The sequence below is a fragment of the Algoriphagus iocasae genome (assembly GCF_014206875.1).
GTDB lineage: Bacteria > Bacteroidota > Bacteroidia > Cytophagales > Cyclobacteriaceae > Algoriphagus > Algoriphagus iocasae.
In genome coordinates, this window is record NZ_JACIJO010000004.1 from 45559 (window position 1) to 67817 (window position 22259).

Annotated in this window: 21 protein-coding genes; 14 read left to right on the forward strand and 7 right to left on the reverse strand. The window is 39.4% G+C overall.

Annotated elements, in window-relative coordinates; genetic code table 11:
• The first annotated feature begins 99 nt into the window (after nt 1-99).
• The 3 genes from FHS59_RS20465 (at nt 100) to FHS59_RS20475 (ending at nt 3393) form a co-directional block, all read left to right on the forward strand.
• Nucleotides 100-1041, forward strand: a complete 942-nt coding sequence (locus FHS59_RS20465; protein ID WP_184497692.1) for an ornithine cyclodeaminase family protein — start codon at nt 100-102, stop codon at nt 1039-1041.
• Nucleotides 1042-1222: 181 nt separating this feature from the next.
• Nucleotides 1223-1939: a DUF2306 domain-containing protein gene (locus FHS59_RS20470; protein ID WP_184497694.1), complete on the forward strand. Its 717-nt coding sequence runs from the start codon at nt 1223-1225 to the stop codon at nt 1937-1939.
• 26 nt (nt 1940-1965) lie between these two features.
• Complete coding sequence (locus tag FHS59_RS20475) at nt 1966-3393, forward strand: M20 family peptidase (RefSeq protein ID WP_184497696.1); 1428 nt, start codon at nt 1966-1968, stop codon at nt 3391-3393.
• 56 nt (nt 3394-3449) lie between these two features.
• Here the strand turns inward: FHS59_RS20475 and FHS59_RS20480 are convergent, their stop codons facing one another.
• Together FHS59_RS20480 and FHS59_RS20485 are read right to left on the reverse strand one after the other, a co-directional pair.
• Nucleotides 3450-4193, reverse strand: coding sequence for a molybdopterin-dependent oxidoreductase (locus tag FHS59_RS20480; RefSeq protein WP_221444562.1), 744 nt, complete (start codon nt 4191-4193; stop codon nt 3450-3452).
• Nucleotides 4190-4960: a cytochrome b/b6 domain-containing protein gene (locus FHS59_RS20485; protein ID WP_184497698.1), complete on the reverse strand. Its 771-nt coding sequence runs from the start codon at nt 4958-4960 to the stop codon at nt 4190-4192. The genes FHS59_RS20480 and FHS59_RS20485 overlap by 4 nt, the downstream gene beginning before the upstream one ends.
• A 201-nt stretch (nt 4961-5161) precedes the next feature.
• On the opposite strand from FHS59_RS20485, the gene FHS59_RS20490 reads away from it, so the two are divergent.
• The 4 genes from FHS59_RS20490 (at nt 5162) to FHS59_RS20505 (ending at nt 9770) form a co-directional block, all read left to right on the forward strand.
• Nucleotides 5162-6154: a metallophosphoesterase family protein gene (locus FHS59_RS20490; protein WP_184497700.1), complete on the forward strand. Its 993-nt coding sequence runs from the start codon at nt 5162-5164 to the stop codon at nt 6152-6154.
• A gap of 45 nt (nt 6155-6199) precedes the next feature.
• A complete protein-coding gene (locus FHS59_RS20495) occupies nt 6200-7135 on the forward strand; it encodes an FAD-dependent oxidoreductase (protein ID WP_184497702.1) in 936 nt (311 codons plus the stop codon).
• An 88-nt stretch (nt 7136-7223) separates the two neighbouring features.
• The gene (locus FHS59_RS20500) at nt 7224-8897 is read left to right on the forward strand and encodes an N-acyl-D-amino-acid deacylase family protein (protein ID WP_184497704.1); all 1674 of its coding nucleotides are present in this window, start codon (nt 7224-7226) and stop codon (nt 8895-8897) included.
• A gap of 156 nt (nt 8898-9053) precedes the next feature.
• The gene (locus tag FHS59_RS20505) at nt 9054-9770 is read left to right on the forward strand and encodes a TlpA family protein disulfide reductase (protein WP_184497706.1); all 717 of its coding nucleotides are present in this window, start codon (nt 9054-9056) and stop codon (nt 9768-9770) included.
• Between the two features lie 60 nt (nt 9771-9830).
• Here FHS59_RS20505 and FHS59_RS20510 read toward each other — a convergent pair whose 3' ends face one another.
• Complete coding sequence (locus tag FHS59_RS20510) at nt 9831-10835, reverse strand: hypothetical protein (protein WP_184497708.1); 1005 nt, start codon at nt 10833-10835, stop codon at nt 9831-9833.
• 109 nt (nt 10836-10944) lie between these two features.
• Here FHS59_RS20510 and FHS59_RS20515 point away from each other — a divergent pair, with 109 nt between their 5' ends.
• The 7 genes from FHS59_RS20515 (at nt 10945) to FHS59_RS20545 (ending at nt 17494) form a co-directional block, all read left to right on the forward strand.
• Nucleotides 10945-12939, forward strand: coding sequence for a tetratricopeptide repeat-containing sensor histidine kinase (locus FHS59_RS20515; protein WP_184497710.1), 1995 nt, complete (start codon nt 10945-10947; stop codon nt 12937-12939).
• 50 nt (nt 12940-12989) lie between these two features.
• Nucleotides 12990-13655 carry a response regulator gene (locus tag FHS59_RS20520; RefSeq protein WP_184497712.1) on the forward strand — a complete coding sequence of 222 codons (666 nt, stop codon included), beginning with the start codon at nt 12990-12992 and terminating at the stop codon, nt 13653-13655.
• Between the two features lie 125 nt (nt 13656-13780).
• Nucleotides 13781-14113, forward strand: coding sequence for an ArsR/SmtB family transcription factor (locus FHS59_RS20525; protein ID WP_184497714.1), 333 nt, complete (start codon nt 13781-13783; stop codon nt 14111-14113).
• Nucleotides 14114-14140: 27 nt separating this feature from the next.
• The gene (locus FHS59_RS20530) at nt 14141-15028 is read left to right on the forward strand and encodes an arsenite methyltransferase (RefSeq protein ID WP_184497716.1); all 888 of its coding nucleotides are present in this window, start codon (nt 14141-14143) and stop codon (nt 15026-15028) included.
• 314 nt (nt 15029-15342) lie between these two features.
• Nucleotides 15343-15552: a hypothetical protein gene (locus FHS59_RS20535; protein ID WP_184497718.1), complete on the forward strand. Its 210-nt coding sequence runs from the start codon at nt 15343-15345 to the stop codon at nt 15550-15552.
• Nucleotides 15553-15605: 53 nt separating this feature from the next.
• Nucleotides 15606-16259, forward strand: a complete 654-nt coding sequence (locus tag FHS59_RS20540) for an NAD-dependent epimerase/dehydratase family protein (protein ID WP_184497720.1) — start codon at nt 15606-15608, stop codon at nt 16257-16259.
• Nucleotides 16260-16318: 59 nt separating this feature from the next.
• Nucleotides 16319-17494, forward strand: coding sequence for an MFS transporter (locus FHS59_RS20545; RefSeq protein WP_184497722.1), 1176 nt, complete (start codon nt 16319-16321; stop codon nt 17492-17494).
• A gap of 116 nt (nt 17495-17610) precedes the next feature.
• On the opposite strand, the gene FHS59_RS20550 is transcribed toward FHS59_RS20545, so the two are convergent.
• The 4 genes from FHS59_RS20550 to FHS59_RS20565 form a co-directional block, all read right to left on the reverse strand.
• Nucleotides 17611-18462: a sugar phosphate isomerase/epimerase family protein gene (locus FHS59_RS20550; RefSeq protein ID WP_184497724.1), complete on the reverse strand. Its 852-nt coding sequence runs from the start codon at nt 18460-18462 to the stop codon at nt 17611-17613.
• 83 nt (nt 18463-18545) lie between these two features.
• Complete coding sequence (locus tag FHS59_RS20555) at nt 18546-19547, reverse strand: ThuA domain-containing protein (RefSeq protein WP_184497726.1); 1002 nt, start codon at nt 19545-19547, stop codon at nt 18546-18548.
• Between the two features lie 82 nt (nt 19548-19629).
• The gene (locus FHS59_RS20560; protein ID WP_184497729.1) at nt 19630-20502 is read right to left on the reverse strand and encodes a phytanoyl-CoA dioxygenase family protein; all 873 of its coding nucleotides are present in this window, start codon (nt 20500-20502) and stop codon (nt 19630-19632) included.
• A 253-nt stretch (nt 20503-20755) separates the two neighbouring features.
• Nucleotides 20756-22258 (reverse strand): RagB/SusD family nutrient uptake outer membrane protein, encoded by a 1503-nt coding sequence (locus FHS59_RS20565; protein WP_184497731.1) that lies wholly within the window; start codon nt 22256-22258, stop codon nt 20756-20758.
• Between the last annotated feature and the right edge of the window lies 1 nt (nt 22259).

Genomic DNA, 22259 nt, shown 5'->3' on the forward strand with positions numbered 1-22259 from the left:
TGTTACTACTTTCAAGGAAAAGAATTTGATGACTCAAAATGGAAGGTGTTCTTCTAGAATTTCCCGACATTTAACTCTTTGACCAATCAAAAAACTTCCATGCTTATTATTCCTGATGATAAAATCATCTCTCTTCTGGATTACAAAAAACTAATTGAAGCCCTTCGCGAGATTTTTAAATCTGATTACACCATGCCTGTGAGGCACCATCATTTTTACCAAACTGATGAAGGAGAGGAAAACACCTTGATATTGATGCCAGTTTGGAATAAAGAATACTTAGGAATGAAACAGGTCACCGTGGCACCTGCAAATGCATCTAAGAATATGCCTTCCATTTATGCCCAGTACATTTTGAGTAATTCGAAAACTGGCCAACCTCTGGCCTTGATGAATGCGACAGAATTAACTGCCCGAAGAACTGCTTGCACCTCTGCTTTGGCTACTTCCTTCTTAGCTAGAAAAGATGCTGAAAACCTCCTGGTAGTTGGAGGAGGAAAAGTAGCCCAACATTTAGTTCAGGCACATTTTGCTGTTCAGAAATTTAAAAAAGTAAGCGTTTGGATGCGCAATCAAGATAAAATGGAAGAGTTTGTAGCAAGTTTAAAAGATCAAGGATATCCGGCCGAAGCTGTCACTGATTTAGAAAATTCCGCTCGACAGGCTGATCTTATCTCCTGTGCTACTCTTTCGAAAACTGCCATTATCAAAGGTGAATGGGTAAAACCCGGAACCCATCTTGACATGATCGGTTCCCATAAACCTACCACTCGTGAAACCGATGATGATGCAATCAGGAAGAGTACCATTTTCGTAGATTCCCGTAATGGGGCTTTGCATGAAACGGGTGAACTTGCACTCCCAATTGCTGATGGAATTATCACAGAAAATGATGTGAAAGCAGATATCGTGGAGTTGGTTAAAGACATTCATCCTGGACGGAGCTCAAGCGAAGAAATCACACTTTTTAAATCTGCAGGCTTGGCTGTGGAAGATCTTGCTGCTGCTCTTTTGGTTTACAAAAGTTATAAGGCAAACTAGAAGTCTTCCAAAAAGAACTTACTATTAATCCAAGGCACAACCATCCTCTTTCTGATAGTAGCTAAACTATTAGGAAACAAACATTATTTTCCGTTTTGAGAATACAGCCAAACAACTGATTAACAATATTTTATAAAACAAAGAAAATAAATATATTAGTTGGATTCCAACCACCCAACTGATGCTTAGTCTCCCAAGAAAAGACTCCTATCGCTTGACCGCCCTGATGATGCTACTAATCATAATTGGTGTTCAATGGGGCTTCTATTATCCTTACACGAGTGAGTTTCCCAATTTTATCAATTCAACCTATACCATCCATATTCACGGAGCTCTATTAATGGTTTGGCTGGGGCTGTTAGTTCTTCAGCCGATGTTGATCTATCTTAAAAAAGCTAAGCTGCACCGTAAAATCGGTAAATCAGCTTTTGTTTTAGGCCCTTTGATTATTCTCTCCATGTTTTTTGTTACGAAAGATTCCTATTGGAGAGGAGTGGATGTCATCCCAGAGATTGAAAACCTGGGTTTCATGGCTCTTGATATTCGTGGGCTCTTCAGTTTTGCTACTTTTTGGGCATTAGCCATGGCCTACCGCAAAACGCCATCTGCACATATGCGCTATATGATTGGGACTGGAATTTTAGCCATTGGTCCAGGTGTTGGACGTGGGATTTTAGCCAATTTTGATGTAACACCTTATGTTGCTTTTTCTATTACCGATGTGATTGATCTACTAATTGTAGGAACCTTATTGGTCATTGATTTGGTAAAGAAAAACGATTACAAGCCGTACTTAGTGATCTTCTTATTTTTGCTTGTTGGAAAAATATTTTGGCAGATCAGTGGAACTAGCCTTTGGCAAAACTTTGCCCATGCTTATGCGCAGCTATTCTATTAATTTACGATCTTGAAAAAAAACCACCCATGAAAAAATTCTTTCTAGCCCTACTCCTATTGCTCATAGCAGTAGTTGCCATTTTACTTTTCAACACCTTTCGCTTTAACTCGAAACAGGCGGATGTAGAACCAATTGAACCCGTAAGCTTCTCAGATCAGGTCTTCCAAAATCTCTCCAAAGCCATTACTTTTCAAACCATCTCAGTCAGTGAGGATGCTATTCCGGATTCTGCTGCCTTCTTTGGATTTCACCGTTTTTTGGAAGAAACTTTTCCATTGACCCATGCAAATCTTTCGCTGGAAAAAATTAACACTTACAGTCTGCTTTACAAATGGGAAGGATCAGACCCATCCAAAAAACCAATCATTTTGATGTCCCATCAAGATGTGGTCCCTATAGACCAACCAACTCTTGGAGACTGGGAAGCAGCTCCATTTGAAGGAAAAATCACTGATACCCACATCATCGGAAGAGGAACTTTGGATGATAAAAGTACCTTGATCGCGGTTTTGGAATCAGTTGAAAAGCTGCTTTCAGAAAATTTTAAACCTACTCGAACCATATATATCGCTTCAGGACATGACGAAGAAGTGGGTGGTGGAAAAGGCGCTGCAAAAATCGCTGAGCATCTGAAAGCTCAGGGGATTCAAGCGGCAATGACAATGGATGAAGGAGGGTTTATAGCCGAAGGATTAGTGCCCGGGGTAGATGTACCAGTAGCCATGATCAATTTAGGAGAAAAGGGATTTGCATCCTTCCGTTTGATCGTGGAAACAAGTGGAGGTCACAGTTCTGCTCCTCCTCGTGAAAACACCATTGGGATGCTGGCCCAAGCGATCGTGGATCTGGAAAACAATCAATTACCTTACAAACTTGTACCTCCTATCGATTCACAATTGGAATATTTGGGGCCTGAACTCCCATTTATGACCCGTCTGGCATTTGCCAACCCTTGGCTTTTCAAAAAGCAGCTTTTAGAGGGATTAAATGCCCATACCACCACAGCGCCAACAATTATTGATGGAGGAGTAAAAAACAATGTTATCCCGACAGTGGCCGAGGCAACGATCAATTTCCGAATCCTTCCTGGAGAAACCATTGAATCCGTACAGGCACATATCGAGTCTGTGATTTCTGATAAAGTAAAAGTGGAGCCGGTAGGCTTCCTCACCGATCCTCCACAAGTTTCCACAGTAAATTCAGATGCCTATAAAACCCTTGAAAAAACCATCCGAGGACTTCATCCAAATACAGTGGTTGTTCCTGGATTGCTTGGAGGAGCCACAGATTCCAGATATTTCTATTCGGTATCGGAAGAGGTATATCGATTTTATCCGATGCGGGTTAACTCTGAGTCCATGACAAAATTCCATGGAATCGATGAAAAAATCAGTAAGACTAACTACTTGGAAATCCTACAATTCAGTTATCAACTGATTAAGAATTTTAATTGAGTTGGAATAATACTTTCAAAAAATTAGCCCGATCAATCTTGATCGGGCTATTTTCTTTAAAAACCATTATACCATGCCCATCCGATATCTCCTGGATCGACATATTCTTCGGTGACCACGATTTTCTCAAGATATTTCATGCTTTTAAATCCTATTTGTCTCTCTAATCTCAATCGAATCGGTGCTCCATGTGGAATGGATAAGTTTTTCCCATTCATGCCATAGGCTAAAATTGTTTGGGGATGAAAAGCATCGATTAAATCAATGCAATCCAACCATCCATCATAGGAATAAAAATTCACCCATCGTGCTTTAGGCATCATTCCGGCATGCTCCAAAAGTGCTCTCAAGGGAACTCCGGTCCATTCAGCGATGGCAGTCCATCCTTCTTCACAGGTATGTCTTGTGATTTGGGTACGAGCATTAAATTTCTTGAGTTGGTCCAGTGAATAGTTTCCCGGTCTGGCCACAAGCCCTTCTATAGGCAATTGCCAATTTTCAAATCCTGAACGCAAGTGCTTATCATATGTCTCACTAAAATATTCCTTGGAAGTATCCGCAGGATTGATGGTTCCAGTGGCCGGCATGGATGAAATATCGCTGAAGCTATATTCTTTGGCCAGCGATTGACTGGAAAATAAAGCTCGATGGGCAGCATAGGTAAAATTATCACCCATTCGAAGGATATTCCCATAGTTAGGTGGCATTGGCTGATTACACCCAGGTATGAGCAATGCACCCAGCGCTGCTACTCCCGTGGTAATCGCTGCACGTCTAGTTATGATCTGCTTTTTCTTCATGGCTGTTTTCCTATGGTCATGTATCGTACTTGTTGTTTAAACCCTGACAAAATAATCATGGCAATATGCATCACCAGGAAAATCTCCAGACCTATGGAAGTGAAAAAATGGATGGTTCTGGCAGTCTGATAACCTCCAAAAATTTCCAATAGAAACGGAAAAGCTGCTGTGATCGCAGGAGACATGGTGAATCCAGTAATAATCGCCATTGGAAGTGAAATAAAGATGATGCTCATGTAAGCGATCTTTTGCAAGATTCCATATTGTGGTCCTCCCGTAGGTGGGGCTATTTTCATTTTAATATGCTCTCTGATATCACGAAATAGCTGTATAGGTGTCAGTTCCCTAAGTCTTGGCCAGATATGTTTTTGAAAATGGCCAGTAAACAAACCAAGAATTACATACACCAAACCCGTCACGACTAGAAACCAAGCAGACAAAAAATGTAAGCTTCTCCCCCATCCATTTTCATTAAACATTTCTTCTTCTCCATTTCTTCCTGCGCTAACTGGCGAATTCTCTGCATCAAAGAATGGAACTTCAGCTTCCCAATCCGAACGATTATGGTTTCTGCTGATGGGTAATTCTAAAAATGCCGGCGTTAATTCATTTCCAACTTCTCCCCAATAAAGCCTGGGATGTACCATCAAAATTTCAATTCCTGTAAATACCAGCAACAAAAAGCTAATAGTGATTATCCAATGAGATGTCTTCACCCAAGGTTGATGCTTTTCGTTTTCAGATATGCTTGATGGCTGGGAGCTCATAGAATAAAAATGGATTTGACTTTACTCTAAACTATTGAAAATAAATGTACTATTATATTTTATCAGGAGAATAATGCAATTCACAATTGATTTTATCCAGATACAAAATGAAAATCGAAATAGGCATTCAGTTTTTTAAATTAGAATATGGCTAGATTAGTGAAGTAGAGTTGGATCAATAATATGCTAAAAACCACCCTTATGAAAGTCTTAAATATCTACTTGACATTATGCCTGATAACTTTTGGATGTCAAGCTCCAACCGAGCAAAAACCAACATTTGAACATGACATTACAAGTGGGCCTACTCCCTGGACGAGTGATACTTTTGAACTGGAAGAGGAAGATTTCACCTTCGCCATTATTTCTGATCTTACAGGTGGTGAACGCCCTAATATCTATGGAACGGCTGTGGGACAGCTAAATCGCCTGGATCCAACCTTTGTTTTGAGTGTGGGAGATCTGATCGAGGGAGGCACCGAAGACACCGTTCAACTTGCAAAAGAATGGGATTCCTTTGATGGAAGAACTTCTCATCTGAACATGCCATTTTTTCACTTGGGAGGAAATCATGACCTCAGCAATCCAGTGATGCGGAAGTTTTTTGAAAATAGGTTTGGGCGTCGTTACTATCATTTTGTCTATGAAAACATCCTCTTTTTGATGCTCGACTCTGAGGATTATGAGGAAAAGAGGATGATGGAAATTTATGAGGCTCGCGCCAAAGCTTTAAAAATTATAGCTGGAGAAATAGAGGGATCCTACGAAGAATCAGATTACTATAAAATGGCCGAGCGGAATATTGGTGGCATGAGTACAGAGCAATTTGAATACTTTAAAGAAGTTCTAGCTAAATATCCTGATGTCAAATGGACCTTTTTACTGATGCACAAACCACTTTGGCTACATGAGGATAATAAAGGTTTGGAACGTCTGGAAGCGCTCTTGACAGATCGGCCTTACACGGTATTCAATGGGCATGTTCACTCCTATTCGCATCGCAAAAGACAAGGTCGGGATTACATTATGTTAGGGACCACAGGAGGATCCCAAAATCCGCGAGACTCCATGGCTTTTGATGAAGTTACTTTGGTCAGAATGGATAATGAACCAGTAATCACCACACTGAAAATGGAAGGTATTTTGGATGAAACTGGAAAGGTGAATGTGGTATATGACAGTCTGAATCATTAAAAGAACTAAGGCCAATTGCCAACCCTTTTAGCTTGAATAAATGAAATGAAATCAGTAACAGTCGTAGGTTCTGGTATTATTGGTTTGACATCGGCCATTGCTTTGCAAGAAGCAGGATTTCAGGTTAAAAGCATTGCGAAAGAATCCTTTCAACATAGCCTTTCCAATAAAGTTGGGGCGATTTGGTTTCCTTTTGAAATCGCTCCAAAAGAAAAAACAAATACTTGGGCTACGCAATCTTATATCAGGTATTTGAAAGATCTTATTTCTACCTCAGGGGTGTCAGTTATTCCTTTTATCAATGCCTATACTGCGGATTCCAATACAGATTGGAAGGAACAATTACCGAAAGGAAAAGTAAGAGAAGCCACAAAAGAGGAGTTACCAAAAGGAATGGATCAAGCATTATATGCTGAAGTTCCATTGGTTGAGCCTGGCATGTATTTGCCCTACCTATTCAATCAATTTTTAGCCAAAGGCGGGCAATTTCAAATAAACTTGATTTCATCTTTGGAAGAAATGACCAAGTTGGATGATTTGGTCGTGAATTGCACCGGACTTGGAGCTAAAGAAATTTGTCAAGACCCCGAACTCTACCCGATTCGTGGACAGATTTTGCGATGCGAAAAACTGGATTCTATCTCTTTTGCCGATCCCACAAAAAAGGGAGCCTTGTGCTACATCATCAATCGAAGTGGCGATACTATTGTTGGAGGAACAGATTATGAGAATGACTGGAATCCTGAAATAAACCCAGATGACACTGCTTTAATTCTGAAACGGATCAAGGATTCAGGAATTCTCCAAAGCCCAAAAATTCTTGAAGAGCTGGTCGGGTTAAGACCTAAAAGAACGGCTGTTCGGTTTGAGTTTGATAAAGAATTCACAAACATATTCCATAATTACGGACATGGAGGAGCAGGATACACGGTCGCTTGGGGATGCGCTTTGGAACTGGCAGAGATTTTAAAAAAGGAGTAATTATGGTCTGTGAAGACACAGACCAAGGAGGTATATTGGAGATGTTTTGCTATCTTATTTTCACTTTTTACCACCTCAACCTAGAATCATGAAATCAACCTATTCCTTATTCGCAGCTTTCTTTCTACTATTTGCCTGCTCTTCACCAGAAACTTATGATGTACTAATCAAAAACGGGCAAATCATGGATGGATCTGGAAATCCAGGATTTGTGGGTGATGTCGGAATTCGTGCTGATACGATTGCTTCCATTGGTGATTTGGCCGACGCGAAAGCAGAGTTAGAGATCGATGCAACAGGTCTGGTCGTGGCTCCGGGTTTTATCAATATGTTGAGTTGGGCTGTAGAATCCCTCATCGAGGATGGACGCTCCCAAAGTGATATTCGTCAAGGTGTGACTTTGGAGGTTTTTGGCGAAGGAAATTCGATGGGACCTTGGAATGTGGAAATGAAAGAAGACGAACTCAAAGCACAAGCTGACATCAAATTCCCGATTGAATGGACCTCACTGAGTGAATACCTTGATTTTTTGGTTGAAAAGGGGATTTCAACAAACGTAGCATCATTTATCGGAGCCACAACAGTCAGAATCCATGAATTGGGCTATGAAGATCGCGCTCCGACTCCTGAAGAACTGGAATCCATGAAAAATTTGGTTCGTCAAGCCATGGAAGAAGGTGCCTTGGGAGTTGGTTCTTCTTTGATCTATGCCCCTGCATTCTATGCAAGCACGGAGGAACTGATCGAACTTTGCAAAGTCGCTTCGGAATACGATGGCATGTATATCTCCCATATGCGGAGCGAAGGAGGCAGGCTTTTGGAAAGCTTAGACGAACTGATCCGTATTGCAGATGAGGCTGATATCCGTGCGGAAGTGTATCATCTCAAAATGAGTGGACAAGCCAATTGGAGCAAATTCGATGCTGTGGTGGCAAAGATTGATTCTGCCAGAGCCGCAGGCCTGGAAATCACCACGGACATGTATAATTATGTGGCTGGAGCAACAGGTTTGGACGCTTCTATGCCTCCATGGGTGCAGGAAGGCGGATATGATAAATGGGCCGAACGCCTTCAAGATCCGGCAATTCGAAAGCAGGTATTGAAAGAGATGACTACTCCCACGGATGAATGGGAAAGTCTGATGCAGGCAGTGGAAGGGCCAGAAAAAATCATTTTGGTAGGATTTAAAAACGATAGTTTGAAATACCTTACCGGAAAGACTTTGGCGGAAGTAGCAGAAATGAGAGGTATTTCTCCTGAAGAAACGGCGATGGATTTGGTGGTGCAGGATGGAAGCCGCGTTGGGACGATTTACTTTTTGATGTCCGAAGAAAATGTGAAAAAGCAGATCGCACTTCCCTATATGAGTTTTGGATCTGATGCTGGTTCATACTCCATCGAAGGGGTTTTCTTGAAGTCCAGCTATCATCCTCGAGCTTTTGGTAATTTCTCCAGGTTACTTGGCAAATACCTTCGAGATGAAAAAGTGATTCCTTTGGAAGAGGCCATTTACAAATTGACAACGCTACCAGCAACTAATTTGAAGATCAAAAAAAGAGGAGCATTGAAAGAAGGATTTTTTGCAGATTTGGCAATTTTTGACCCGAATGAAATTCAGGATCATGCCACTTTCGAAGAGCCCATGCAATATGCCACAGGGATGGTGCATGTTTTTGTCAATGGAAAACAAGTGCTAAAAGACGGAGAACATACTGGAGCTTTGCCTGGTCAGGTGGTCAAGGGACCTGGGTTTAAAGAGTAAGTGTTTCAGACAAAGATTGTTAGAATTTCTAATTCTAGAGAAAAAATCAATGTGTTCATCTTTGATCAAAAGACGAAGTTAATTTTAATTATAAATTTTTAGTTTGAGGAATTAGTTGCTTCTTGTAACTTGTCGCCTTAGCCAATTTACAATTGAATGAAAAAACTTATACTTCCTGTATTATTAGCCTTTCTCTTTTCCTGTTCAAAAAAAACAGTCCCGATTCAGGAAAGCACAAAAACAACTGCTGTTAGTACTACTATTGGCTTTACGAGTCGCTTTACTTTAAATGACAAATTGTATAACAAAGTTACTGGGGAACCAATCTCCATGGAGGAATTTGCTAAGATCGTAAAGGAAAACCCAAATGTTCCTTTAGAAAAAATTTATGATAAATATGGAGTGCCTGAAAAGGTTTTCTACCATCCCAACCCACCAGAAAATTTCGGGAAACGTAATCCTGAATTACAGCCCAAAGTCGGAGAACCTTTCCCTCAATTTGTTTTTCAAACTATTGACGGCAAAGAAATCGACTTAGAGAACTTAAAAGGAAAATGGGTTTTAGTAAGGTTTGATTTTTTCACTGAAGTAATGAATAAAGAAGATTTTGCCCAGCTAGTAGAATCAATCGATCAGCTTCCTAAATCCTCTAAATTCATTCCTATTTTATGTTCTATGGACAACAAAGAAAATTTGAAGAGAGACCTGGGCAGCTTATCTAAAAAAATAGAATTGGTGAGTGATGGTCAAGGTTTTAGTAGCAAATATCAAATCATGAGATTCCCTACTACTATATTGATTGCCCCGGACCAAACCCTTTACAAGTATTTGGGTAAAAACGAATATCAGGAAATTGGCTCCATCATAGAATAAAAACAGCTTCAAAAAACGAAATAATTGAAAAGGGGAAGTCGAATGACCTCCCCTTATTTTTTAATTATTCAAACTCGCTATAAAATTATCAACCACCATACTCAGATACTCATTAAGTGCTTGCTGTGTTTTTGCTTTATATGCAGCAGGATCGGCTTTTACCTGATGAGAAACTTCCACTTCTTTGTCATTAGTATAAGAAATACCATTGTAGGTAGTATTATAGCTCACATCTGGTGCAACATATTCCTTGAATTTCTTTTCTTCCATCACTCCTGGAATTTCTATTTTTCCTTTTGGGCTGTAGGACAAAATTGCATTGGCTCCAGACCCATTCATTCCACCTTTCCATACTATACGGGCAGCCACTCTGGAGGTCTCTATTTTAGAACCTAAAAATCCTTCCGCAGATTTAGCAATTGCCACTTCTGGAATCTGATATTCAACAACTCCTTTCATCTTAGTGGCATCTGTTACGTAAGAGCTATTCCCTTCAATAGTCACAAACTGGAAGCTGATGTTTGCTTCAAAGACTGGGATATCTCCCAAATCTTTTGATAAAGCAGGGGTTGTATCTACGATAAATGAACCTTTCGTCTTTCCTTTGCTATCCATTTTTTTATAAAAAAAATCAAACCCAGTCGGCACGGTAGACACATAACCTAGCAATTGGGCTTTGGAAGGTGTCCCTCCTTGTGCTTTTGTCCAATTACTATAAAAATCAGTCTTTTCAGCCACATCAGAGTTCACAATTTCTATCCCAGCATCAGTAAGTTTTTTGACCACCATCGCATAGGCATTATCCGTGATTTCCTGCATGACATCTAAATCAATCCCAACCATACCTACAGCCATTTCAGCTTTAGTTTTACCTCCCGAGCTTGCTTCCGAACTTGCGGCTATCAATTGATAATTTATAGCGAATTGATTTAGGTAAATCTTCTTTGGAGCATTCTTCATTTTTTTTTCTCCATAGCTGTTATCGCTAAGATTTTTATCTGTGACAATTTGCCCGTTTGCCAAAGTGCAGACTAAAAAGGCAAGAATTAATAAAGAGTTTTTCATGGCTAATATTTTTTATACAAATAACTCTTCTTCAAAGCCTTGTATCAATACACTTGATTAGGTATTTTGGCATACCTAATGGTAGGTATTCGCGCTTAATCCTGCAGCATTGAGAATCTTTGGAATTATCATTCTTTGCCTCTTCAGCTTTGTTTCCTATAGCCAAACTGAGCTCGTCGATAGCCTTCAAACCGTCCTAAAAAATAATCCTGACGATTCTACCAAAGCTTCCATTATGGGAGATCTCTGTTGGCATCTCAAATATTCAGATCCTCCCAAAGCATTGGAATATGGTCACCAAGCCATTTCTATCGCTTCAAAAAATGGATTTGATGCATTACAGGCTTATGCTTCCAATAATGTCGGAGTGGTTTTTTGGGCCAAGTCCGATTACGATTCGGCTGTTTATTACCTAGACAAAACCCGGGAATTATACACCTCTCTCAATAATGAACGGGGTGTAGCAGTAACTTCAGTGAATCTTGGACTGATACTACAAAACAAAGGAGACTATGACGCCTCATTGGAATATCAATTAGAGGCTCTGAGGATTGTCAATAAATTGGAAGATCAGGGCATAAAAGGAAGTGTATTGACCAATATTGGAAATGTGCATTTCCTAAATGAAAAATTCGACAAGGCAAAAGCCTATTATTTTGAGGCTCTTGAGTTCAAAAAATCTCTTCCTGATGATCAGTTTCGACAAAACCTTCAAAAGACCTTATTGAATATAGGCAATGTATATGATCGCTTGGAAGATCAGGATTCTGCCATTTATTATTTTCAGGAAGCCTTGCCTTATGCAATCTCGGCCGATGACACAAAAAGCCAGGCTTTGATCTACACAGACTTAGGCCATGCTTTTTCTGAGAAGGGGGAATTCAATCTTGCAAACGACTATTTCGAGAAAGCAATGATTGTCTTTACTTCAGGAAGTTATGAGAATGATTATGACTACTCCATTCTGCTTTATTCACTTGCCCAGAATGAATTAAGAAGAAAAAATATCAGTGCTGCTGTACGGCTAGCAGAGCAAAGCCTTGAACTTTCCAAAAAACTTCAGAACCTAAACCGTTTAAAGGACAGCTATGGTCTTTTGGCTGAAGTTTATGAAGCAGATAGGCAATTTGCACCTGCACTAGAAGCTCAAAAATTTCTTAGAATTTATGAAGACAGTCTTCTGAATCTGGACACCAACAAGGAAATCGCTGAACTGGAAACAAAATATGAGACAGAAAAAAAGGATCAACAAATCTTGTTTTTGGATCAGGAAAACAGCCTTCAATTGGCAAAAAACCAACGAAACAGCATCATTATTGGCGCTCTTTTTTTAGTGGTCCTCCTGCTTTTATTAGTGTTCTATCTTTGGAGAAAACAATCTCAAATCCATCAACAAAAAGTAATTAGCGAGCAAAAAACCAGACTTCGCGAAGCACAGATTCAGGCAGTTATCTCAAGTGAGGAAAAAGAACGAAAGCGTTTTGCTTCTGACCTCCACGACAGCATGGGGCAATTGGTGAGTGCGCTGACTATGAATATCCAAGGTTTGAAAAACACGAGCAATGACCCGCAAGTACGGCTTGAAATAGTGGACAATTCCACCAGTTTACTCCATGACATCCAACATGAAATCCGGAATATCGCTTTCAATCTGATGCCACAGGTACTGACAAATGATGGTCTTATCCCGGCTTTGCGTGAGCTGCTGGCAAGAATCAATAAGTCTAATCAGATGAATGCTGAAGTTCAGGTTTTTGGAATGGAAGGCAGATTGAATGAAGTATTTGAAATTTCTCTCTATAGAATTTTGCAAGAGTGGATTTCAAATGTCCTTAAATATGCAAATGCCACAGAAATTCTCATTCAATTCACTGCCCATGAGGAAGAAATCATAATTACAGTGGAAGATAATGGTCAAGGCTTTAATCTTAGGACTTTCGAAAACAGCAAAGGAAATGGCTGGAGAAACATCAATACCCGGCTAAGTCTGATCAAGGGCGAAATGGACATTGATACTCAAGAAGGAAGAAAAAATACCACTTTAACCATTTCAATAGACAAAATAAAGGCCTATACTTCCCATCAGGTAGCAATGAATACCTAGCATTAGGTATTGAATCAAAGCTGAATCGCATCGTAATTTGTAATAAAAAAATGATGCGTTTATTTAAAAGTGTGGCAGACAAACTGACAATGAACAAGTTCAAAATACTTTTAGTAGATGATCATAAAATCCTGTTGGAAGGCACCCAGCGCTTGCTCAGCGGATTGGATTTCTATGAAGTGACTGGGACTGCAAGCAGTGGAAAAGAGGCAATGAGTCTTTTGACATCCCAGGATTTTGACATCCTTGTATCAGATTATGAATTACCAGACTTTACTGGTTTGGAGATCATCAAAGTCGCACAATCTATCAATCCTGAAATCAAAGTTATTGTACTTAGCATGCACGATGATCCTTCGGTGGTAAAAGAATTACTGAAAGAAAACATCGACAGCTTTGTCCTGAAAAATGATGCACATTCCTCTTTGTTACAAGCATTGGACAAAGTCACCTCCGGCAAAAAATATTTCAGCGATGAGATCTCCGAAATCCTGGTAAGGCAAATAAATGCTCCGACAGAGAAAAGCGACCTTTCCCCTCGGGAAACCGAAATCATCAAATTGATAGTTAGGGACTTTTCGACGAAGCAAATTGCTGAAGTTCTTTTCATCAGTGAAAAAACTGTGGAAACCCATCGAAAAAATATCCTTCGAAAAACAGATTGCTCCACCATTGTGAGCTTGGTAAACTATGCACATGCCCATAGCCTAGTGTAAAATTCCACTTTTAAAATATATCGAATTTCAGGAGTATCAATCCCAAACTCAATTCATAAAAAAACTTCATTAGTTTGACCCTAATTATATTAATCGTACTTTTACGATTAATAAGAATTCAAAACATGGGATCTGCAAAAACAGAGATATTTAATCAGCAACAAAACGAAATTGCTTCGCTTGCAAAAGTATTGGCACATCCAGCCAGGGTAGCCATTTTACAATACCTTTTTAAGACTAATGCATGCGTATGTGGTGATATCGTTGATGAAATTGGATTGGCTCAGGCCACCATTTCCCAACATCTGAAAGAATTAAAGCAGGTAGGATTAATCAAAGGAAATGTCGAGGGGACCAGCGTGTGTTATTGTATTCATCCAGAAAATTGGAAGAAAATGAAAAGTCTACTCCATGAATTTTTGGACCTAGATCTGGCACAGAATTCCTGTTGCAGTTGAAATAAATACTTTAAACCAGCTACAAACATGAAAAACGAACAAGAATTAAAAGAAATCGTCCGAGAGCGATATGCAAAAATCGCCGAACAAGGAAAGGCTGAAAATGCTGCTTCCTGCTGTGGAGCCACTACTCCTTCCAACAAAGTTTATAACATCATGATGGATGATTATTCCGATACGGAAGGTTACCTAGAGGATGCCGATTTGGGTTTAGGTTGTGGTCTACCTACGCAATTTGCGAAAATCCAAAAAGGGGACACGGTCATTGATTTAGGATCTGGTGCTGGAAATGACTGTTTTGTGGCAAGGCATGAAACGGGTATTGAAGGAAAGGTAATTGGTATCGACTTCACTCCTATAATGATCGACAAGGCTAGAGCCAATGCAGAGAAATTGGGATATAACAATGTAGAATTCCGTGAAGGAGATATTGACAACATGCCTGTCAATGATCATGTGGCTGATGTAATCGTGAGTAATTGCGTTTTGAATCTGGTTCCAAACAAGCAAAAAGTCATCTCAGAAATCCATCGAGTATTGAAGCCGGGAGGACATTTCAGTATTTCAGATATCGTATTAGTGGGAGATCTTCCTGAAGCATTAAAGGAAGATGCAGAAATGTATGCTGGTTGCGTGGCTGGAGCCATTCAAAAATCAGAATATCTCGGACAAATCGAGGAGCAGGGTTTTCAAAATATCACGATCCAAAAAGAAAAGCCAATCGTGATTCCTGAGGATATTTTGAGCAAATACCTTTCTCCAGAGGATATAAAGGAATTCAATAAAGGAGAAACAGGGATTTTCAGTATCACCGTTTACGCAGAAAAGGCAGGAAAAAAATCTTCCAAACCAAAGCTTAAACTCGCAGAAATTCAATCTGGCACTTCTTGCAGTCCAGAATCAGGATGTTGTTGATACAAAAAAGTGAGGAAAACCTTCTTGATAAATCGAGAAGGTTTTTTTGAGTAGAAAGTAAATTCATGAGCATTCAAAATTTTATTAAATATTCCTATTTGATTTGTCTTAAAATATTTTGCTTTTTCACTTTATTAAAATGATTTATATGATTATCCGCAATGGAGCCAGAAGTTAATAAATGTGTTTAGAAAGTCGCGGATAATCGTCCACCAACGGCAGTCCACTGTCCACAGGAAGTTGAAATATACTTCAAACCATTTTTCCTTTGGCTACTGGTAAGAAAGCGGACATTCATAATGATTTAAATCGATATGTCAACAAAAAAAGATTGGTCTGAAGCAGAAAATCAAATTCACCAAATAATTTCAAAAACAGAGCTTTCCCATGAAATCAAATGGGGAATGCCAGTTTACACTAATCAAGTCTTAGGCACTGCACAAAAAGGCAAGACAAAAGCCATGAGGCAATGGCGTTATGAAAACACCGATGAATTAGAGGATTCAAAAATCCTGCACCATTAACCCAATTCACATCCCAAAAGAGTAATTTTTCTCTTTAAAATTCATTAAAAAATATGAAAGTAATCATCACAGGAGCAACAGGCATGGTAGGTGAGGGCGTATTGCTAGAGTGTCTGCAAAATGATTTAGTATCAAAAATACTGGTTGTAGGAAGAAAAACTTGTTCGATGTCTCATCCTAAGCTTTCTGAATTAATTGTTCCTGATTTTTTAAAAATAGGAGATTTTGCCTCTGAGTTGACTGGATATGATGCATGCTTTTTCTGTGCCGGCATCAGTTCTGTTGGGCTTAAAGAACCCGAATACACCGTAATCACCTACGATACTACCCTAGCTTTTGCAAAAACTTTGATTGCATTAAATTCTAACTTGGTCTTTAACTTTGTTTCGGGCCAAGCAACGGATAGTTCAGAGAAAGGGAGGTCGATGTGGGCGAGAGTCAAAGGCAAGACCGAAAACGACTTGATGAAGTTAGGTTTCAAAGGACAATTTAATTTCCGGCCAGGTGCAATGACACCTATGACAGGCCAGACTCGAGCGAAAACATTGTATACCATAATTGCCAAAGTAGCCAATTTCCTTGTCCCAAAAATGGTTTTGAACATCAAAGACATCGGAAAAGCTATGATCCATTCTGTAGCTTATGGTTATCCAAAACAGGTCCTCGAAGTGGCAGATATCAGGGTTTTAGCAAAGAAAACCAGCTAATCGCTCATGATGAAAAAACAGCATTAAATTAGTTTATTCAACTTCTTCCTTTCTTCTCTTTGAAAAATCGGATCCTTTTACTCATAATTTATTTCGCATTTATTAGCCTTGGACTACCTGATGCCCTTTTAGGTTCTGCTTGGCCTGCAATGTTTGGGGATTTAAAAGTACCTGTTTCCTATGCAGGAATCATATCCATGATAGTTGCCGCTGGAACAGTAATTTCCAGCCTGTTCAGCGGAAGTTTGATTCAAAAATTCGGGGAGGCAAAAGTGACCACTTTTAGTGTATTTCTAACAGCCATTGCTTTGATGGGATTTGCCTATTCCCATCAATTTATATTCCTCTGCTTATTGGCCATTCCTTTGGGATTGGGAGCGGGAAGTGTTGATGCCGCACTAAACAATTATGTGGCTCTCCATTATCAAGCAAAACACATGAATTGGCTCCATAGCTTTTGGGGAATTGGTGCTGCGATAGGACCGATGATCATGGCCGGTTATTTTGCAAATGGAGGAGTATGGACACAGGGATACCATACGATTGCTTGGATTCAGTTGGGTTTAGTGGTTGTTTTACTACTTTCCCTTCCCTTGTGGATCCAACAAAAAGAGTCAGATGACGCAGCTAAAAACAAGGATACTAAAAGTTTATTTAGTTTAATAAAAAGCATACCTGGGTTAAAACAAGCCTTGTTGGTTTTCTTTTGTTACTGTACCATTGAGGCTAGTTTTGGCCTATGGGGAGCTAGTTTTTTGGTATTTGAAAAGGGCTTTGCTGCAGACAAGGCTGCGAGATTGGTCTCGCTTTATTATATAGGAATTACATCAGGAAGATTCCTTTCCGGCTTTTTAACACATTATTTTTCGAACCGACAGTTGATTTATATAGGACAGGGTGTAATTGCAGTTGGAATAATTTTATTTCTTCTTCCACCAGAATCAGTCCTTTTGCCAGGATTTCTATTAATCGGATTGGGTTGTGCTCCCATTTTTCCAAGTCTATTGCATGAAACACCCAGAAATTTTGGCAAACAACATTCCCAAAAAATTATGGGTCTCCAAATGGCTAGTGCTTATGTTGGAATCACCCTTATGCCATTTGTTTTTGGGGAAATCTCAACGATTACTGGGTATTCATTTTTATTGCCATTCTTGGGAATTTTCCTTTTTGTTATGTTCTTCTTGACAAGAATTTTGAATCGAAAATCAGATCAGAATGACCATGCTATTTGATTTATTTTAAGAGATTTCAAGGGAATTCAAATAAAAAATGGTCTGCTTTAAACAGACCATTTTTTGATTTATTAGGACCTGAAATCCAAAATAGAATTAATGAATAGTTATCTCATTTACAATCCATACTTCTCTCCCATTCCCTTGATTAGCTCAAACCCTTTTTCGGCCATATCCCAAGGCTCAGAGAAATTCCTCCACACCCCGATGGAATTGGCAAATGCAGGATCATTTCTGGTAAATCCTTCGATGGTCAACCAACCTTTGTAGTTCACATCGGCCAAGGCTTTAAACGTTTCATCAAAGTTCACATGGCCCGAACCTGGGGTTCCACGATCATTCTCGGAAATATGGAAATGTCCTAATTGAGGAGCTATGAACTTAATGGCATCACCAAGCTTTTTTTCTTCAATATTCGCATGGTGGGTATCAAACATAGCTTGCACATTCGAATGATTTACCTTTTTGAGCAAGTAAGAAAGTTGCTGCATGGTATTGCAGAGATAGCACTCAAATCGATTTAGTGCTTCTGGAGTCAACAATACTCCAGCATCTTTTGCATAATCGGCAACTCCATTTAATACTTCTGCAGACCAATTGTACTCGTCTTCTATTGGTTCACGCGATGCAAAAACTGTAAAAGCAGAATGAAATGGACCGCAAAGGACCTGAGCGTTTAGATCATTCGCCCGGTCAATCACCCATTTGAGTTGCTCGCTTGCGGCAGCTCTGATTTTGGTATCTGGGGAAATCGGATTTTGTTCCGGACCCATCACAGTAACTGCAGTTACTTCCAAACCTATGTCTGCACAATGATTACCGATCATTTTAAAGGATTCTTCAGGTGAACCCCCTATAAAAAATTCTGCTCCATCGTATCCGATTTTCTTTAATCGATCCAATACAGGCAATAAATTCTCAGACATTTCTGCTGACCAAGCCAGCACATTAAATCCAATTTTATTCATGAGTTTATTTACGTCAACTGACCACAGACCATGGTCCACTGCCACATCTCGGTCGACAGTTTCCGTGGTCCGTAGACTAGATTTTATTTAAAATCGCTAACCTTCATCCCTTTTCGGAAGCTATCAAATCCAAACATGGTTGGCTCGTACTTACCGATGATATTTACAGATAACTCTGGAGTAATAACTTCCGGCATTTCCAAAAGCCAGAAAGATGCATTTAGGATCAATCTTCGCATATCTTCAGATTTGAAATCCAATGAAGATCCTAATGTACTGCCAAAAACCATCCCGGTCTTTCCGCCATCCAAAGAATATTCCTTAGTCCAGGCGATTGGCATAATTGATTTATCCCACATCAAAGGAGCTTCTGCAGTCATTCCTGCAGTAGATTGCCCATATAATAAAACATTTGCGTTCGCTGGTAGATTTTTAATAGAATAGACATCTGTTGGCGCCCAAATATCATCAACTCCTCTCAAAATAGGATGGTCAGCATCCCGATCTACTCCATCGATCAATGCTCTAGTTCCTTCTGATTTATGAATTCCGTGATGTGCAACCCAAGTTTCACCAATGATTTGCTGCCCGAAACCTCCTTCCCATCCCGGAACTTTACTATTCCAAGTCCATTTGAAATAAGGGGAATTCTGATCTTTTATGGCAAAAGGGTGAGTGGAAGTTCTCAAAGCAATAAATGGCTTTCCAGCTTTGAAATAATTCTCAAGATGTTTCATTTGATCTAAAGGAAGATCTCTGAAGCGAATTAGCATGATCACTAAATCTGCTTTGGCCAGATGTTCCAAGCCCGGAATATTTGTTTGATAACTCGGCACTACATCGCCAGTTTCCGGGTTGATAGGAAATAAAACTGTCGTATTAAAACCATAAGTTTCCGAAAGGATTTTAGCCATCATCGGCATGGACTCTTCAGACCTGTATTCATCATCTCCAGAAATGAGAACAACATTTTTTCCTTTTCCAGGTCCTGATTTACCTTCAAACTGCAGGAAGGTTTTGCCATTTTGGGAAAATGCAGTTGTAAAACTGAAAAGTAATAAAATGACCGATAGACAGGTTTTCATGGGTTTTATTAATTATTGATTAGTACAAGAGCCCTAATATAGAGCTTCCGGCTTAGTTGGCAATTATTCAATTTTAATTATTTCAATCGGCTCGAAAAATCAATGGGAAAAACTTCCCTCCCATTTTTTCACCCTTTGGAATAACTGGGACTCCTTCTAGTAATGGTTCATCGGTATCCGAAACCGTGCCATCTGCAAACACATTCAAGACAAAAGCCCTTCTAGCATTTAAGGAGGAGTTAGCGAAACTTCCATGTACCATCAAAGGATGGTGAAATGTCGCATATCCTGCTTTGAGTGGAACAGAGACAGGTTGAAAAGCGGCGAGTTGCTCTTCGCTAAGCATGGTTTTCAACCCATCCATCTCACCAGCTAGAGCTGGTTTATCCAGAAGTCCCCATTTATGAGAACCTGGAACATAATTGAGACAGCCATTTTCCTCATTTGCATCATCCAAGCCACACCAACAAGTCAGGTGTTGCATTTTGACTGTCCTGGTCCAGTAAGAATAATCCTGATGCCAAGCAACATTCCCACCGTGTCTGGCAGGTTTACAAAAAAGCTGGTCATGCCAAAACCGAACTGACTTTCCTCCTAGTAATTGGCTTGAAGCCATTAAAAAGGCAGGGTTCCATATTACATCATGAAAAGCTGGATGAATTCTCCAATGACCGAGAGAGTGAAAAAGAACCTTGGAAGGATCGGATGACTCATTGCTATGGAATTCATGAAACAGATAATGCAAAGGGTGTTTGGGATCTGCCACTTCATTTAGGGCAATTTTCAACATTTCTATCTGTTCTTCATCCAATAATTTGATTCCGGCCAGATATCCATTTTCATTAAAAAAATCGACTTGTTCCTGCGAAAGTCTATATTTCTCCCATTCCTTTTTGGTCTGAGGTTGCTTAAATAAATCTGTTATTGGATGAGAATAATCTGAAAGATCTCTCATAATTGGGTGAGTTAAGTTCATAAGGAAGTTAATAAAATCCTGATTTTGATCTGCCTTTAACCTCTGATTTTTCATACAATTTCCGAGAAGTGCATTTTTCAAATAAATCATTCAACTTCGAGTGTAGGTATATTAAAAATATAAGAAGGCTTTGCCATTTATGACAAAACCTTCTAGGAGGGAATCAAATATTACTGAACAAGAACTTTAGAAAAAGTAAAAGTCCACCCCCTAATTGGCAACCAAACCAATTTTAATAACCTGGATTCTGAACTAGACTTGGGTTATTTCTTATCTCCGCAGTAGGGATTGGAAATAGCAATTCCCTTTCTTTTATTGTAGGCCCATAAACAAATTGATGCCCAACATAATCTTCAAACTGACGGGTTGTCACATTGAACCCTTTCCTGATTCTCACCATATCAAACCAGGTTTTGTTCTCAAATGAAAGCTCGAAGAATTTTTCTCTCCAGACAGCCTCCCTTAACTGTGATTGTGACAATCCCGCCAGTGGATCCAATTCGGCTCTTTCCCTAATCAAATTTACCGCTTGATAAGCCTCATTAGTAGGCCCATTTGCCTCATTGGATGCTTCTGCATAAATCAACAAAACTTCTGCATATCGGATAATCGGCCAGTTCATATCACTGCTGGTGGTACTGGTTTGGGCCAATTCATCAAAATGTTTATAGATATAATAATCACCTAGTTCCAAAATTTGATTTCTATCATCTCTCAAAGAGAAACTGGTATAATAAAACTCTTTTTCATCGGCTCTTTTATCTCCTGATTCGTAAGATTTTACAAATTCTTCCTGTGCAAAAATCCCACCCGTTTCTGCACTATAATTTGAGATCCCTCTGTTATAAGGAATGATAGATACTTGCCAGCTTGATGGAAGTATGTAAGCTGCAAACTGAGCCATAAAGATATTCTCCCCAAGATTTTTCATACTTGGATCATGAAGCGCGTCATAGGTGTCAAAAAGCCCAAATTGTTTGGAATCTATGACTTCCTTTGCTTTAGCTGCTGCTAAGCTATAATATTCATTTCCTTTCTGTAATGGATATCCTGCCATTGTCAGATAAACAGATGAAAGTAAAGATTTGACAGCTCCCATAGAGGCTCGCCCAGTCGCATCTCTCATGGGTAGCCCAGAATCTTCAGCCTCAGTCAAATCCTTTACAATTTGATCATAAACTAAAGAGGCATCTGCTGGACTTGGATATAGGTCTTCAGAGGTTAGATCCACAGGATTAGTGATCAATGGAATATTTCCAAAAATCTGAATCAGATTGAAATAATAATAGGCTCTTAAAAATTTGGCCTCCCCCAATAACCTTTGTTTTTGGGTTTCATCCATGTTCATTTCAGGAATATTTGCAATAGCTAGGTTTGCATTTGCTATACCTTTATAATAACTAGTCCAATAAGTTTGGCCATAACCATTATCTGAATTATTCACCAAATCTTTGACAAATAAGCTGTATTGGGCCTGTCCCAATTCAGTATCTGCCAAACCGGTAGCAAATTCCAACATCATCCAAGGCCCACCATTAAAACCACTGTTCATGATAGGCTGCATGCTTTCGTAAATAGAATTCACTACACTGACAGCATGCTCGGGTTTTGTAAAATAGTTATTAAGAGTAAAATTTGATTTATCGGTTTCATCAAGGAAATCCGCACAGGATGATGATATAAAGACAATAGTTAAGAAAATGACTTTATTAATGTATGATTTTATTATTTTCATG

Excerpts from the sequence above, each read along its gene's own strand:
- FHS59_RS20465 (WP_184497692.1), top strand. The coding sequence starts at position 100 with ATGCTTATTATTCCTGATGATAAAATCATCTCTCTTCTGGATTACAAA.
- FHS59_RS20470 (WP_184497694.1), top strand. The coding sequence starts at position 1,223 with ATGCTTAGTCTCCCAAGAAAAGACTCCTATCGCTTGACCGCCCTGATG.
- FHS59_RS20475 (WP_184497696.1), top strand. The coding sequence starts at position 1,966 with ATGAAAAAATTCTTTCTAGCCCTACTCCTATTGCTCATAGCAGTAGTT.
- FHS59_RS20480 (WP_221444562.1), bottom strand. The coding sequence starts at position 4,193 with ATGAAGAAAAAGCAGATCATAACTAGACGTGCAGCGATTACCACGGGA.
- FHS59_RS20485 (WP_184497698.1), bottom strand. The coding sequence starts at position 4,960 with ATGAGCTCCCAGCCATCAAGCATATCTGAAAACGAAAAGCATCAACCT.
- FHS59_RS20490 (WP_184497700.1), top strand. The coding sequence starts at position 5,162 with ATGAAAGTCTTAAATATCTACTTGACATTATGCCTGATAACTTTTGGA.
- FHS59_RS20495 (WP_184497702.1), top strand. The coding sequence starts at position 6,200 with ATGAAATCAGTAACAGTCGTAGGTTCTGGTATTATTGGTTTGACATCG.
- FHS59_RS20500 (WP_184497704.1), top strand. The coding sequence starts at position 7,224 with ATGAAATCAACCTATTCCTTATTCGCAGCTTTCTTTCTACTATTTGCC.
- FHS59_RS20505 (WP_184497706.1), top strand. The coding sequence starts at position 9,054 with ATGAAAAAACTTATACTTCCTGTATTATTAGCCTTTCTCTTTTCCTGT.
- FHS59_RS20510 (WP_184497708.1), bottom strand. The coding sequence starts at position 10,835 with ATGAAAAACTCTTTATTAATTCTTGCCTTTTTAGTCTGCACTTTGGCA.
- FHS59_RS20520 (WP_184497712.1), top strand. The coding sequence starts at position 12,990 with ATGATGCGTTTATTTAAAAGTGTGGCAGACAAACTGACAATGAACAAG.
- FHS59_RS20525 (WP_184497714.1), top strand. The coding sequence starts at position 13,781 with ATGGGATCTGCAAAAACAGAGATATTTAATCAGCAACAAAACGAAATT.
- FHS59_RS20530 (WP_184497716.1), top strand. The coding sequence starts at position 14,141 with ATGAAAAACGAACAAGAATTAAAAGAAATCGTCCGAGAGCGATATGCA.
- FHS59_RS20535 (WP_184497718.1), top strand. The coding sequence starts at position 15,343 with ATGTCAACAAAAAAAGATTGGTCTGAAGCAGAAAATCAAATTCACCAA.
- FHS59_RS20540 (WP_184497720.1), top strand. The coding sequence starts at position 15,606 with ATGAAAGTAATCATCACAGGAGCAACAGGCATGGTAGGTGAGGGCGTA.
- FHS59_RS20550 (WP_184497724.1), bottom strand. The coding sequence starts at position 18,462 with ATGAATAAAATTGGATTTAATGTGCTGGCTTGGTCAGCAGAAATGTCT.
- FHS59_RS20555 (WP_184497726.1), bottom strand. The coding sequence starts at position 19,547 with ATGAAAACCTGTCTATCGGTCATTTTATTACTTTTCAGTTTTACAACT.
- FHS59_RS20560 (WP_184497729.1), bottom strand. The coding sequence starts at position 20,502 with ATGAGAGATCTTTCAGATTATTCTCATCCAATAACAGATTTATTTAAG.
- FHS59_RS20565 (WP_184497731.1), bottom strand. The coding sequence starts at position 22,258 with ATGAAAATAATAAAATCATACATTAATAAAGTCATTTTCTTAACTATT.